This is a genomic window from Xylophilus sp. PBN-3R (assembly GCF_057747805.1).
On record NZ_CM173225.1, the window covers coordinates 2,485,353 to 2,499,045 of the forward strand.

Consider the following 13,693-nt stretch of genomic DNA (forward strand, 5'->3'; position numbering starts at 1 on the left):
TGGCTTGATGTGCTTGCTGTTAGGATGCAAAAGCAATAGCCCACCAGCAAAAGTGTCCAAGCCGGAGACCTCTACCCTCGTCGATCTGCGCGACTTACGCCTGGATACGGCCCTCGCTCTCGTCGAACCTGGCGAGGGAGACATGCCGACCATTTCCCAGGAATCGCCCACGCGCTATTTGCAGGACGTGATCGATGGGCTGTGCTCGCTTTCCCTCCGGGATCCGCTGACCGGCCTGGCAAATCGCCGCCAGTTCAGGGCAGCCGTCGATCGTGAGATCGACCGGGTCGCCCGTTCCGGCGAATCCGCTTTGCTGCTGATGCTCGACATCGATCGATTCAAGAACGTCAACGACTCCTACGGCCACGTGGCCGGCGATCATGTGTTGCAGGCCGTGGCCCGCATCCTGACCGCCTGCGTGCGTCCGATGGATGTGTTGGCGCGATACGGTGGCGAGGAATTCGCGATTGTCCTGCCCGGCTGCCAGTCGGCTGCCTTCGGCCAGGTAGTGGCAGAGCGAATCCGTGAAGCCATCGAGGCCGAACCGGTTCAGGTCAGTTCTCAGCTGGCGTTGCCGATCACGGTCAGCATCGGCGGCGCGTTCGCCATGCCGTGGATCCGTTCCACGGCAGCCCTGTGGATCGATCGTGCCGACCACGAGCTCTACCGGGCGAAGTCGCTGGGACGGAACAAGGTTTGTGTGGAAGAGCAGCCCGACAGCACAGTGAGCGCCGACGAAAAAAGCCTGTTGTTCGGGCTGGGTACTGCCGATATAGAGATGGAGGCACCCGCCTCCCCTGATGATGCGTCCGCTAGCGCTGTCTGAAAGCATAAAAGAATGAGCGAAGCGCCGAATCCCTCCTACCCCCGCACCGCTGGCCCATCGGCCAAGGTGCTGGCCGTCACCAGCGGCAAGGGTGGCGTGGGCAAGACCTTCGTGTCTGCCAACCTGGCAGCCGCGTTGGCCAAACGGGGCCACCGCGTGCTGGTCCTCGACGCAGACCTGGGCCTCGCCAATCTCGACGTGGTGTTGAACCTCCATCCGAAGATCACGCTGCACGATGTCTTCACCGGCAAGGCCCACCTGGATCAGGCCATCATTGCCGCGCCGGGAGGCTTCTCGGTGCTGCTCGCCGGCTCCGGCATGGTCGAATATTCGCGCCTCACGCCCGAGGTTCGCAACGAATTCCTGCAGGTCCTGCAAAGCATCATGCCGCGCTATGACGTGGTGTTGCTGGATACCGGCGCCGGCATTTCCGATGTTGTGCTGTTTGCGGTATCGCTTGCGTCCGAGGTCCTGCTGGTAGCCACACCGGAACCCACCTCGTTGACCGATGCCTATGCCGCCATCAAGGTGCTGGCGATGCAGCAGAAACGCAAACAGGTGCGGATGATCGTGAACCAGACCGCCCGCGCCGGCGATGGCCGAGCCATCACCGGCCAGTTGCAGCAGGTGGTCGACCGCTTCGTGGTTCCGGGTGCCGGCCAACCGATCCGCCTGCTGCATCTGGGCGACATCCCTGCCGACCCTGCCGTGCGGGATGCGGTCATGCGTCGTCAGCTGCTGCTGACGCACATGAGCGGATCGCCGGCGGCCCTGGCGATGGGCCAGCTGGCCAACAAACTCGAAGAGGCCGTGCTGCGCAGAAGCACCGTCTGACACCCTACCCCGCTGCCGTGCGCCTTCAGGTGCGGAGCCAGCCACAAAAAAGCCGGCTCAAGAAGCCGGCTTTTTCATGCCCGAACGCCTTTCGGCGCCCGAGGTCTCAGATTTTCCATTTGTCGATCAGCTTGTTCGGCCCGAGGCTGTCGTAGCCTTCGAACGGCTGATGGATCCACGGGTTGGTGGCAAGGAACTCCACCGAATAATCCGGCGTGAAGATCGACACGCCCTTGGTCCAGATCACCGCGCTGCGCAACTCGGTGATTGGCGTGTAGTGCGTCCGCAGGTTGTCCATCACCGAACTCAGCGTGTGGCCCGAGTCGGCCAGGTCATCCACCAGCAGAACCTTACCCGCGATTTCACCGCGCGGAGTGGTGATGAAGCGGGCGATGTCCAGATGGCCGCGCACCGTTCCACCGTCTGAGCGGTACGAGCTGGTCGACATGATGGCCAGCGGCTTGTCGAAGATACGGGACAGGATGTCACCGGGTCGCAAGCCACCACGCGCGAGGCACAGAATGGTGTCGAATTCCCAGCCCGAACGATGCACCTTGATGGCGAGCTTCTCGATGAGGCTGTGGTACTCGTCGTAGCTCACATAAAGGTGTTTGCCGTCTTCGGTCAGCATCGGGAAACTCCTCAAGCCAGGTAGGGGTGGTGCATCAGGATCGTGTGGTCACGATCCGGACTGGTGGAAACCAGTGCGATAGGCACACCAGTCACTTGTTCGATGCGCTGCAGATACAGACGCGCATTGACGGGCAGCTTGTCGAACTCGGTCACACCGACGGTCGAATCGCTCCAGCCGCCCAGGGTCTCGTAGATCGGCTTGCAGCGCTCGATCTCGTCGGCGCCGATCGGCAGGATGTCGATTTGCTCTCCGTCGAGTTCGTAACCGGTGCACAGCATCAGTTCCTCGATGCCGTCCAGCACGTCGAGCTTGGTGATGCACAGGCCGGAAAGGCCGTTGACCTGCGCCGACCGCTTCAGCAGCGCAGCGTCGAACCAGCCGCAACGCCGGCTACGACCGGTGGTCACGCCCTTTTCCGCGCCGACCGTCGACAGGTGGTAACCCACGGTGCCAGGAGTTTCCCAGTCGAGTTCGGTCGGGAAAGGACCGCCGCCGACGCGGGTGCAATAAGCTTTGGTGATGCCCAGCACGTAATGCAGCATGCCCGGACCGACACCCGACCCGGCAGCGGCATTGCCAGCCACGCAGTTGCTGGAGGTGACGTAGGGATAGGTGCCGTGGTCGACGTCGAGCAGTGTGCCCTGTGCGCCTTCGAACAGCAGGTTTGCGCCATCGCGGTGCGCATCGTTCAGTTCGCGCGATACGTCGGCGATCATCGGCTTCAGCAGTTCTGCGTGGATCATCGCCTCGTCGTAGACCGTGGCGAAGTCGATGGCTTCGGCGCCCAGCACCTGGGTCAGCACATGGTTGTGCAGGTCCAGCAGGATGCGCAGCTTGTCGGCGAAACGTTGCGGGTGGCGCAGGTCCTGCACACGCAGGGCGCGGCGGGCGATCTTGTCTTCGTAGGCCGGGCCGATACCGCGTCCGGTGGTGCCGATCTTCGCGTTGCCGCCTCGTTCGCGGTAGGCCTCGCGGGCAATGTCGAGCGCTGCGTGGAACGGCAGGATCAACGGGCAGGCCTCGCTGATGCGCAAGCGAGAACGCACCTCGACGCCGGCCTTTTCGAGCCCGGCGATCTCTTCGAACAGCTTGGCTGCCGACAGCACCACACCGTTGCCGATGTAGCACTTGACGCCCGGCCGCATGATGCCGCTGGGGATCAGGTGAAGCGCGGTCTTCACGCCGTTGATGACCAGGGTATGGCCGGCGTTGTGGCCGCCCTGGAACCGCACAACGCCCTGGGCGCTCTCGGTCAGCCAGTCGACCAGCTTGCCCTTGCCTTCGTCACCCCACTGGGTGCCGACCACGACCACGTTACGACCGGCGACCGGTCCATTCGTCTTGCTCATCTTGGAAATCAGTTCAAAGGGATAACACGGTCCACGATCCGGCCTTGAGGGCCAGTTCGCGGTCGCAGCGGAACTCATCGATCTCGCTTTCGTGGCCCGGCATCACGCAGACCACGGTTTCTCCATCCGCGCGCAAGGCGCCGATGGCGTGCGACAGAGCCGCATCGTCTGACCAGGGCGCGCGGATCGCAGCGCGCAGCGGGCGTGGCTTCACCACCCCCACCAATTCACGCAGATCCAGGCTGAAACCGACTGCTGGCCGGTTGCGGCCGAACACCGCGCCAACCTCGTCGTAGCGGCCACCACGCACGATGGCGTCGCTGGCTCCTGGCACATACATGGCGAACCTCGCGCCGCTGTAATAAGCGTACCCGCGAAGTTCGGCCAGATCAAAACTTGCATTGCCGTGCGGCAGGCTGGCAGCAAGGCGCCGAAGTGCATCGATCGCAGGCAAAACCGCCGGAAAAGAGCTGAGCGCTACAGAGGCCTCGTCCAGCACCGAAGCATCGCCGTACAAACGCACCAGCGCTGCGAGGCCTTCGCGAACCTGAGCCGGGAAATGACGGGTCAGGGCGGCGAGCCCGCTGGCGTCCTTGGCTGCAAGCGCACCGCGGACATCCGAAAGAAGCTCTTCGGAGGCATCGACATCGGCCAGCACGGCGCGCGGAATACGCGCATCCGACAGGTCGATCTGGACCCCGCCCAGCTGCGCAGCATCCAGGCAATCGAGCGCCAGCTGCAGAATTTCGACGTCTGCCTCGATACCTCCGTGGCCGTAGATTTCGGCGCCGAACTGCAGAGGCTCGCGGGTCGCGTGCGGGCGTCCCGGCCGGGTGTGCAACACCGGGCCGCAGTAACAAAGGCGCGTGACGCCTCGGCGATTGAGCAGGTGGGCATCGATGCGGGCTACCTGCTGGGTGGTGTCGGCGCGCAATCCGAGCATGCGACCCGAAAGCTGGTCGACCAGCTTGAAAGTCTGCAGGTCGAGTGCTTCGCCGGTACCGGTCAGCAAGGATTCGAGGTGCTCGAGCAGTGGTGGCATCACCAGCTCATAGCCGTAGCCCCGGGCCGTATCCAGTAGATCACGGCGGAGCTCTTCGATGTGTCGGGCCTCGGAAGGCAGTACATCGGCGATGTGATCCGGAAGGACCCAAGCGGACATGAAGAAAAACAGACGCTGTTAAAAACGTGATTCTACCGGCTTGTGTTTACACATCCGGAAGCAATCACCTTCAATTCAATGCAAGCACCACAACGGCACCAACCCGCAGACCATGATGACAAGTGCAAACAGCCGTAAATCGGTGTCACGCGCCTGGCTCAAACGCACCGGGCTTTCACTCCATTGGTCCGGCGAACGAAAGGACCACAGCCCCCCGATCACCCAGCAGCAGACCGAAGTCCCGTACGAACAAAGCCCATGACTCAGGGTGCGGCAAGACCACGCTTCAGCGCCGTGGTGCTGCAGCAGGAACCGCAGCAGTTGCACCGCTGCCACCGCCATTACGGAAGACACGGAAGAACTCGGATGTCGACGGATCGGCAACCACGACATCGCCCTTCTTGCCCAGGCTGGATTTGTAGGCTTCCAGGCTGCGATAGAACTGCGCGAACTGAGGATCACGACCGAACGCATCGCCATAGACATGCGCCGCCTCGGCATCGCCCTCGCCCTTGATCTTCTGGGCGTCACGATAGGCATTCGCCACGGTGACTTCACGCTGGCGATCGGCATCTGCACGGATCTTTTCGCCCTCGGCTGCGCCGGTGGAACGCAGTTCGTTGGCTACACGTTTTCGCTCTGCTTCCATGCGGCGATAGACGGACTCGGTGATGGCTTCGACATAGTCGACCCGGGTGATACGCACGTCGAGCACATCGACGCCCCAGGGCTTCGCACCCTTGACCCGCTCGAGCACTTCGCGTTTGACCGAGGTCATCAATTCGTCGCGCTTCAGCGAGATCAGGTCGCGCACAGTGCGACGATTGATCTCTTCCTGGAAGGCGTTGCGCACCACACGATTAAGCTGGTTCGCACCTGCAGTTTCGTCGAGACCGACGTTCCGGATGTACTGCGAAGGATCGACGATGCGCCAGCGCACATACCAGTCGATGACGACACGCTGTTTTTCAGCGGTCAGCATCGACTCGGTGTCATTGCTGTCGAGGGTCAGCAGACGGCGGTCAATGTACGACACGTTCTGCAGTGGCGGCGGCAGCTTGAAATGCAAGCCGGGCTCGGAGATCACTTCACGGATCTGGCCGAGGGCATAGACCACACCGAACTGGCGTTGGTCGACAACGAACATCGTCGAACTGGCGAGCGCCAGCAGGACAAGCACGGAGGTAAGGATGAAACCGATTCTGTTCACGACGGATCCCGGGCCACTTGTTGTAATGGACTAGCGCGATTCGCGGTCACGCGAACGCTCGTTGTCACGCGTGCGGACATCGCTCGAATACACCGGAGGCGGTGCAGCATTGCCCGCGGAAGATGTCCCCGCTGCGGCGGGAGTCACGGGGTCGCCGGATGCCGCGGCACCGGTCGATGCCGGCTGGCCCTGCATCAACTTGTCCAGCGGCAGATACAGCAGGTTCGAACCCTGCTTGGAATCCACGATCACCTTGGTCGCATTGGCATAGATGCCCTGCATGGTGTCGAGGTACATCCGGTCGCGGGTGACCTGCGGGGCACGCTGGTACTCGGTCAGGATGGCGCTGAACCGCTGTGCATCGCCCTGGGCCTGCGCGACGATGCGGGCCTTGTAGCCGTCGGCCTCTTCCTTCAGGCGCGACGCGGTACCGACGGCGCGAGGCACCACGTCATTGGCATAGGCCTGCGCATCGTTCTTGGCGCGTTCGCGCTCCTGGCCGGCCTTCAGCACGTCGTCGAACGCGGCCTGCACCTGTTCAGGCGGGCGGACGCCGCCCTGCTGCAGGTTGATGCCGACGATCTCGATGCCCACCTCGTAGCGATCGAGAATGCTCTGCATCAGCGTGCGGACGCGGGGCGCGATCTGGTCGCGCTCTTCGGCCAGCGCCGAATCCATCTTCATCTTGCCGACGACTTCACGTACCGAGCTTTCAGCAGCCTGCACCACGGCCGATTGCGGGTCGCGGCTCTCGAACAGGTATTGCCGAGCGTCGTTCAGGCGGTACTGGACGGCGAACTTGATTTCGACGATGTTTTCGTCCTGGGTCAGCATCGCCGACTCGCGCAGGCCGGTCGAACGGACGATGGTGTCGCGGCCCACGTCCACTGATCGGATGGGCGAGGTGAACACCAATTCATGGCGCTGGATCGGGTATGGCAGGCGCCAATTGATGCCTGCGCCCACGGTCGACTTGTAGCGGCCGAACTGGGTTATCACGCCCTGCTGGCCTTCCTGAACGATGAACACGCCGGTGAAGAGCCACAACACGACCAGCACCGCGGCGACCACGCCGAGCAAGGTGCCGGCATTCTTCATGTCGGGCTGAAAACCGCCGCCGCCGTTCCCGTTGCCGCCGCCGGACGGGCCGCCATTGCGACCACCCTTGCCCCGCAAAAGGCCACCCAGCTTGCGATTGAAGTCGCGCCAGAGTTCCTCGAGGTCGGGCGGCCCCTGGTGGGGGCCCTGGCCACGGGGCCGTTGCTGCTGCTGGTCGGGGTTCGGACGCTGACCTTCGGGACGCGATGCATCCTGACCGCCCTCGTCGCTACGACCCCAGCGGGGATCGTTCAGGTTGAACATGCCCCTGATACGGCCCGGCAGCCCCGCCCATCGCAGGCCTGGTTGTTGGAGAGTCATGCGCGAAGTCTCACTGTGGTGACGCTTTGGAATGGTGGGACGCGATTGTGCCGAAATCACGCGCTCCGTCGGGCAATGGGCCATCGGCCAAGGGGGCCTTCGGCGCACGGTGCGCGGCGACGGCCTCGGTCAATGCGGCGCGCAGCAACGACAGGCCGGAGCCGTCGCGTGCGCTGACGAAGATGCGCGGGACCTGGATCTCTTCGATCTCGTAGGTATCGTTGGCATTCAATGGCTGCCGCTCTTGCGGCAGCGCATCGATCTTGTTGAAGACCAGCAACTGCGGCACGGCGGCCGCGCCGATCTCGTGAAGCACCCGCTGGACCTGTGCAATCTGTTCAGGAAATTCGGGGTTGGCGGCATCAACGACATGCAGCAGCAGGTCAGCGTCGATTGCTTCCTGCAGGGTCGCCTGAAAGGCATCGACCAGCCCGTGCGGCAGGTCACGGATGAACCCTACGGTGTCCGACATCGATACCGAGCCGGCGTCCGGCCCCAGAAACAGCTGGCGCGTGGTCGTGTCGAGCGTCGCGAACAACTGATCGGCTGCATAGGCCCGCGCCTTGACGAGCGAATTGAACAGCGTCGATTTGCCCGCATTGGTGTAGCCGACCAGCGAAATATTGAAGGTTTCGCGGCGCTCGCGCTGGCGTCTTTGTGTACCGCGCTGCTTCTTCACCTTGGCCAGTCGTTCCTTGGTCCGCTTGATGGTCTCACCGATCATGCGGCGGTCGAGCTCGATCTGCTTTTCACCCGGACCGCCGCGTACACCGGCACCGCCGGTCTGGCGTTCCAGATGGGACCAACGGCGGACCAGCCGGGTACTGACATATTGCAGCCGGGCAAGCTCGACCTGCAATTTGCCTTCATGGCTACGTGCGCGTTGCGCAAAAATCTGCAGGATGAGCAAGGTGCGATCATTGACCGGCAGGCCCATGTGGCGTTCGAGGTTGCGCTGCTGCGCCGGGCTCAAGGCCTGATCGAACAGGATTTCGAGCGCACCGTGGTGCTCGGCCAGCATCTTGATCTCATCGGCCTTTCCGCTGCCGACAAAAAGTGCGGCATCGGGAGCCTTGCGTCTTGCGATCACGCGGGCAACAGGCTTGAGACCAGCGGTCTGCGCAAGCAGGCCGAGCTCTTCAAGCTCATTATCAAAATGGGGGAAACCCAGATCCACCCCGACAAGCACCACAGGTGCGAGCGGGAGGTCGGTTGTATCTTCAGAACTCAATGCGCGGCAGTCAGGCTAGGCAACGCGGAAACGCTGACAGAGAAATGCCGCCAGCGGCCCGGCACCCTCAGGCTACGGAATCGTCGGGCGTATCGGCAGTGGAAAAGTTCACTGCGCGGCCCGGAACGATGGTGGAAATGGCGTGCTTGTAAACCATCTGCGTAACAGTATTTCGCAGCAGCACGACATATTGGTCGAATGATTCGATCTGACCCTGCAGCTTGATGCCGTTGACCAGGTAGATCGAGACCGGTACATGTTCACGCCGAAGCGCGTTCAGGAACGGGTCTTGGAGGAGTTGGCCCTTGTTGCTCACGATATTCTCCGTGTTCAAACTATGTTGTTGTAAAACACCACCTTAACACACGCATTCAATGCTTCTGGACAAACACGGCGTAATTCCGTAACAGTCCGCTGCGGTGTAAGGTCAATCGTCTTTTTTGTTAGCGTACGGATTATCCGAAGTCTTCATCTGGATACGCAAAGGGGTCCCGACCAAGTCGAATTCCTTGCGGAAACGGCCTTCCAGGAAACGGATATAAGCCGCCGTCACGTGTTCCAGCGAATTGCCATGAATGATGATCACCGGCGGATTCATGCCACCCTGGTGGGCATAACGCAGCTTGGGACGGAACATGCCGCCGCGTTGCGGCGACTGGAACTGCACGGCCTCCAGCAGCAGACGCGTCAACACCGGCGTGGACATCTTGCACATGGCAGCGCGGTGGGCCTGGCCGATGGCGTCCCACACCGGACCGAGGCCCTGGCGCTTCTTGGCGGAAATGAACAGCAGCGCGGCGAACTTCAGGAAAGGCAGGCGCGTCTCGATCGACCTCTGAACCAGCTCACGCTGATAGGCGTCCACCGCATCCCACTTGTTGATGGCGACCACGACCGCACGGCCGCTTTCCAGGATGTAGCCGGCGATATGCGCATCCTGGTCGGTGACTCCCTGCGTCGCATCTATCAGCAGCAACACGACGTTGGCGGACTCGATGGCCTGCAAGGTCTTGACGACCGAAAACTTCTCGATGGCCTCGAAGACCTTGCCCTTGCGTCGCAGGCCTGCGGTGTCGATCAGTTCGAACTTCGTGCCGTTGCGCTCGAAAGGCACCGAAATGGCATCGCGCGTCGTGCCGGGCATGTCGAACGCCACCAGACGCTCTTCGCCGAGCCAGGTATTGATGAGGGTCGACTTGCCGACGTTGGGCCGGCCGGCAACGGCCAGCTTGACGACGCCATCTTCGGCACCCTCTTCGTCTTCATCGTCTTCCGGCAGATGCAGGGTGTCGATGGCAAGCTCGATCAGGTCGCGGACGCCCTGCCCGTGGGCAGCTGAAACGCCATGGACTTCGCCGAGGCCGAGTTCGAAGAACTCGACCAGCTGGACGCCTTCACGCATGCCCTCGGCCTTGTTGGCCGCCAGCACGCAGGGCTTGCCCAGGCGCCGCAGGTACTTCGCGATCTCGTGGTCTTGCGACGAAACGCCAGCCCGGGCATCCACGACAAAAACGACGACATCGGCCTCGGCCACGGCCTGACGTGTCTGTTTGGCCATCTCGTGAAAGATGTTGCCGTCGACCGCATCGGGTTCGAAGCCGCCGGTGTCGATGACGATGAACTCGCGACGACCCAGGTGGCCGTTGCCGTAATGCCGGTCGCGGGTGAGGCCGGCAAAGTCCGCCACGATGGCATCGCGCGACTTCGTCATGCGATTGAACAGCGTGGACTTGCCGACGTTGGGGCGCCCTACGAGCGCGATGACCGGTTTCATGCAACAGATCGGGCCTGAAGCCCTGTGATTTTCTTATTCGGGAACGAAGCCGAAGACACCGCCATTGGCAGTGACCACGACCAGCGTGTCGCCCACGACGACCGGCGCGACGGTGATGGCGGAGCCATCGGTATTGAGGCGGTTGACAGCAGAGCCGTCTTCCCGCGAAAGCATGTGGACCAGGCCGGCTTCGTCGCCGAAAGCGACCGAGCGACCGAGCACCAGCGGAGCGCTCAGGTGGCGATAACGCAGGCGTTCGACGTTCCATGCACGTTCACCGTCGGCGCGATTCCATGCGACCACGGTGCCGTTGGATTCGGTGCCGTACAGCCGGGCTTCGTCGCCGTCCACCCCGGTGAAGCCGGATGCCGGACGTGCCCAAAGCAGCTGGCCGCGCGATGCATCGACACAGCCCACGGTGGACTGGAACGCACGGGTGCAAACGATGTTGCCGTCACGCGCGGTGCGACCGACCAGGTCGACCAGGCGCTCGATGTCGTTGGTGCCGCGGGTCACGGCCACCGGGGCTTCCCAGCGCACCGAACCGTTGGTCGGGTTCAGGCCCACCATGCGGCCTGCCAGACCTGCCACCAGCGTGTCGCCCACCGCCAGCAGCACGCCGCCGTGGCGCAGCACCAGCGGTTCGCCGGTGCGTTGTTGCTGCCACAGGCGCTGACCGGTCTTGCCGTCGTAGGCCGAAACCGAACGGTCCGCGGTCATGACGAAAACACGCTCGCCCGCCACGAAGGGGGTGGTAAAGCCCTCGGCGGGCAACTTGCTGCGCCAGATCTCGCGACCACCCGCGAAGGCGACCAGGTCGTTTTCCCGCGTGATGACCGCGGTGGTGGTGCCGTCACTGCCGACACCAGCCGAAAGTGGACCGCCGGCGCTGGCACGCCAGAGTTCGCGGCCGTTGCGGGCGTCGATCGAAACCACGGTTCCGTTGTCGCTGGCAAGGCTGACGTTGTCGCCGTTGACTTGCGGCGACAGCGAAAAACCTCCTGCTGCCGGAATCTTGGCAGTCCACGCCTGGCGCACCGGCACCTTGACGATGTTCGGCCCCAATTCGGCAGGCTTGGGCGGCGGCGTGCCGCCGAAAACGTTGCGCAGCGACGAAGGCATCATCGAGCAACCACTGACCGCCAGGACAGCGGCGGCAGTGGCGGCCCAGGCGGCCGTACGCAGAGCAGAAGGAAGGGTCACACGATTCACGAAACAGCCTCCGTACCGGCGCCCGTGGCGGACGCGGAAGCGCGCGGATCGACTCCGAGCGCGTTGAGTTTGACTTCCACCAGGCGGCGATATTCGGACTGGGCGTCCAGGCCCTTCCATGCGGTCGAATACGCAGCAATGGCTTCGGTGCTCTTGCCCTGCAGCGCCAGGATGTCGCCCCTGCGGTCGGCCACCAGGGGAGCGAAGGCGGGGGGCAGGTTCACATCGAGTTGTTTAAGCGCCTCGTCGTATGCCTTCGCATTGAAAAGAATCGCGGCGATGCGGAGGTGGGCGATGGCCTGCAGGCCATCGTCGCGACCCTTATCCGCGACCCAGGCCAGCGCGGCCTTGGCGCCATCGGTGTTGCCCTTGTCGAGCATCACCTTCGATGCAGCCAGGCCAGCCTGCTGCGCATAGGCGGTACGGCCGAACTTCTCGCGGATGTCGCTGAAGGCGCGCTCGACGCGGGCGGCGTCGCCGGCCTGTGCCGCGCGTTCGACTTCGTCGTAAAGCACGGCCGACTGGGCGGCCTGGCGGCGATCCCAGAAGTTGTAGACGTTCCAGCTGGCGAAGCCCAGGGCGACCAGCACCACGATACCCGTGATGAGGGTGCCCCAGCGGTCCCAGAGATGCTTGATCTGGTCGAGCTGTTCTTGTTCTTCGAGGTCGAGATGAATGGCCATGAAATGCTTGGTTTCGCTGCGCTGATTAAGCGCGGGATTGTAGGCTGGCGCCCCACGTGTCGATCGCATCGAGACGCTCCAGACGCTGAGCGCCGGAACCGTCTCGCAGCGACTTGACCGTGACTTCGCCACGTGCCAGTTCGTCTGCTCCGAAAACCAGCGCGAAAAATGCGCCGCTGGCATCGGCCTTCTTGAACTGCGACTTGAAACTTCCCATTCCCTCGCCCGCACCGGCATGCATCTGCACCGATACGCCGGCCCTGCGCAGCGCCTGCAGCACAGGCACGACCCGAGGCAGGGAGGCAGCGTCGGGGATGACGGCGTAGGCATCCAGCGCAGGAGCGGCAAGCGCCGCCTGCTGCGTGGCGACCAGCTCGAGAACACGTTCGATGCCCATTCCCCAGCCGACCGCCGGCGTGGGTTTGCCGCCCAGCACTTCGAACAATCCGTCGTACCGGCCGCCACCGCAGAGCGTGCCCTGCGAACCCAGCTCGTCGGTGATGAATTCGAAAACCGTGTGAGAGTAATAGTCGAGGCCCCGCACCAGGCGCGGGTTGACCGTCCAGGGCACATCGCAGGCCGTGAGCAGCGCCTGCACGGTTTCGAGATGGGTGCGCGACGCATCGCCCAGATAGTCCAGCAACTGCGGCGCCCGGCCGACCATTTCCTGCATCGCCGGATTCTTGGTGTCCAGGATGCGCAGCGGATTGGTGTGCAGGCGACGGCGTGCGTCTTCGTCGAGCAGGTCGGCATGTGCCTCGAAATGCTGGATCAGCGCGGCCCGATGGGCTTGCCGCTCGGCCGGCACCCCCAGGCTGTTGAGTTCGACACGCACGTTACGCACACCCAGTTCCTGCAGCAGCGTGTGCACCAGCAACATGACTTCGGCGTCCATCTCCGGACCGGCGAAACCCAGTGCCTCGACCCCCAGCTGGTGGAACTGGCGATAACGACCACGCTGTGGACGCTCGTGGCGGAACATCTGGCCGATGTAGTAGAGACGCTTGCCGCCGTCGTAGGTCAGGTTCTGCTCGATGGCGGCGCGCACCACGCCGGGCGTGTTTTCGGGGCGCAGCGTGAGTTCCTCACCATTCAGCCGATCCTGGAAGGAGTACATCTCCTTTTCGACGATGTCGGTGGTCTGGCCGGTGCCGCGCACAAAAAGCGCGGTCGGCTCGACGATGGGGGTGCGGATATTACGAAATGCATAACGCGCCATCAGGTCGCGAACCTTGGCTTCGAACCATTCCCACCGCGCCGAATCCGGCGGCAGGATGTCGTTCATGCCCTTGACTCCCGCCAACCGGGAAACCTTGGCCGCAGGGCCGCCGGCCGCTGTCGCGGCAATCTTGTTTTCAG

The 13,693-nt window shown here is 63.2% G+C and carries 14 protein-coding genes; 2 read left to right on the forward strand and 12 right to left on the reverse strand.

Features of this window, described 5'->3' with window-relative positions; genetic code table 11:
* Window positions 1-52 precede the first annotated feature (52 nt).
* The gene (locus tag AC3ANW_RS11815) at window positions 53-826 is read left to right on the forward strand and encodes a GGDEF domain-containing protein (protein WP_488341040.1); all 774 of its coding nucleotides are present in this window, start codon (window positions 53-55) and stop codon (window positions 824-826) included.
* A gap of 12 nt (window positions 827-838) precedes the next feature.
* Entirely contained in the window at window positions 839-1,660 is an 822-nt protein-coding gene (locus AC3ANW_RS11820) for a MinD/ParA family protein (protein WP_488341041.1), read from the forward strand.
* Window positions 1,661-1,766: 106 nt separating this feature from the next.
* Here AC3ANW_RS11820 and AC3ANW_RS11825 read toward each other — a convergent pair whose 3' ends face one another.
* The 12 genes from AC3ANW_RS11825 to hisS form a co-directional block, all read right to left on the reverse strand.
* A complete protein-coding gene (locus AC3ANW_RS11825) occupies window positions 1,767-2,291 on the reverse strand; it encodes a phosphoribosyltransferase (RefSeq protein ID WP_488341042.1) in 525 nt (174 codons plus the stop codon).
* An 11-nt stretch (window positions 2,292-2,302) separates the two neighbouring features.
* The gene (locus tag AC3ANW_RS11830) at window positions 2,303-3,643 is read right to left on the reverse strand and encodes an adenylosuccinate synthase (protein ID WP_488341043.1); all 1,341 of its coding nucleotides are present in this window, start codon (window positions 3,641-3,643) and stop codon (window positions 2,303-2,305) included.
* Window positions 3,644-3,656: 13 nt separating this feature from the next.
* Window positions 3,657-4,805: an ATP phosphoribosyltransferase regulatory subunit gene (locus AC3ANW_RS11835; protein WP_488341044.1), complete on the reverse strand. Its 1,149-nt coding sequence runs from the start codon at window positions 4,803-4,805 to the stop codon at window positions 3,657-3,659.
* Between the two features lie 75 nt (window positions 4,806-4,880).
* The gene (locus AC3ANW_RS11840; protein WP_488341045.1) at window positions 4,881-5,198 is read right to left on the reverse strand and encodes a DUF2065 domain-containing protein; all 318 of its coding nucleotides are present in this window, start codon (window positions 5,196-5,198) and stop codon (window positions 4,881-4,883) included.
* Entirely contained in the window at window positions 5,092-6,015 is a 924-nt protein-coding gene (hflC, locus tag AC3ANW_RS11845; protein ID WP_488341046.1) for a protease modulator HflC, read from the reverse strand. Before hflC ends, AC3ANW_RS11840 begins: the two co-directional genes overlap by 107 nt.
* 30 nt (window positions 6,016-6,045) lie before the next feature.
* A complete protein-coding gene (hflK, locus tag AC3ANW_RS11850) occupies window positions 6,046-7,434 on the reverse strand; it encodes an FtsH protease activity modulator HflK (RefSeq protein ID WP_488341047.1) in 1,389 nt (462 codons plus the stop codon).
* 10 nt (window positions 7,435-7,444) lie between these two features.
* Window positions 7,445-8,665: a GTPase HflX gene (gene hflX, locus AC3ANW_RS11855; protein WP_488341048.1), complete on the reverse strand. Its 1,221-nt coding sequence runs from the start codon at window positions 8,663-8,665 to the stop codon at window positions 7,445-7,447.
* A gap of 67 nt (window positions 8,666-8,732) precedes the next feature.
* The gene (hfq, locus tag AC3ANW_RS11860; RefSeq protein WP_488341049.1) at window positions 8,733-8,981 is read right to left on the reverse strand and encodes an RNA chaperone Hfq; all 249 of its coding nucleotides are present in this window, start codon (window positions 8,979-8,981) and stop codon (window positions 8,733-8,735) included.
* A gap of 111 nt (window positions 8,982-9,092) precedes the next feature.
* Window positions 9,093-10,439: a ribosome biogenesis GTPase Der gene (gene der / locus AC3ANW_RS11865; RefSeq protein WP_488341050.1), complete on the reverse strand. Its 1,347-nt coding sequence runs from the start codon at window positions 10,437-10,439 to the stop codon at window positions 9,093-9,095.
* Between the two features lie 33 nt (window positions 10,440-10,472).
* Window positions 10,473-11,564, reverse strand: coding sequence for an outer membrane protein assembly factor BamB (gene bamB, locus AC3ANW_RS11870; protein ID WP_488345413.1), 1,092 nt, complete (start codon window positions 11,562-11,564; stop codon window positions 10,473-10,475).
* Between the two features lie 83 nt (window positions 11,565-11,647).
* Window positions 11,648-12,334 (reverse strand): YfgM family protein, encoded by a 687-nt coding sequence (locus AC3ANW_RS11875; RefSeq protein ID WP_488341051.1) that lies wholly within the window; start codon window positions 12,332-12,334, stop codon window positions 11,648-11,650.
* A gap of 25 nt (window positions 12,335-12,359) precedes the next feature.
* Window positions 12,360-13,619 (reverse strand): histidine--tRNA ligase, encoded by a 1,260-nt coding sequence (gene hisS / locus AC3ANW_RS11880; protein WP_488345414.1) that lies wholly within the window; start codon window positions 13,617-13,619, stop codon window positions 12,360-12,362.
* Between the last annotated feature and the right edge of the window lie 74 nt (window positions 13,620-13,693).

Coding starts and splice junctions, on each gene's coding strand:
- AC3ANW_RS11820 (WP_488341041.1), top strand. CDS start 839: ATGAGCGAAGCGCCGAATCCCTCCTACCCCCGCACCGCTGGCCCATCG.
- AC3ANW_RS11825 (WP_488341042.1), bottom strand. CDS start 2,291: ATGCTGACCGAAGACGGCAAACACCTTTATGTGAGCTACGACGAGTAC.
- AC3ANW_RS11830 (WP_488341043.1), bottom strand. CDS start 3,643: ATGAGCAAGACGAATGGACCGGTCGCCGGTCGTAACGTGGTCGTGGTC.
- AC3ANW_RS11835 (WP_488341044.1), bottom strand. CDS start 4,805: ATGTCCGCTTGGGTCCTTCCGGATCACATCGCCGATGTACTGCCTTCC.
- AC3ANW_RS11840 (WP_488341045.1), bottom strand. CDS start 5,198: ATGTCGTGGTTGCCGATCCGTCGACATCCGAGTTCTTCCGTGTCTTCC.
- hflK (WP_488341047.1), bottom strand. CDS start 7,434: ATGACTCTCCAACAACCAGGCCTGCGATGGGCGGGGCTGCCGGGCCGT.
- der (WP_488341050.1), bottom strand. CDS start 10,439: ATGAAACCGGTCATCGCGCTCGTAGGGCGCCCCAACGTCGGCAAGTCC.
- bamB (WP_488345413.1), bottom strand. CDS start 11,564: ATGATGCCTTCGTCGCTGCGCAACGTTTTCGGCGGCACGCCGCCGCCC.
- AC3ANW_RS11875 (WP_488341051.1), bottom strand. CDS start 12,334: ATGGCCATTCATCTCGACCTCGAAGAACAAGAACAGCTCGACCAGATC.
- hisS (WP_488345414.1), bottom strand. CDS start 13,619: ATGAACGACATCCTGCCGCCGGATTCGGCGCGGTGGGAATGGTTCGAA.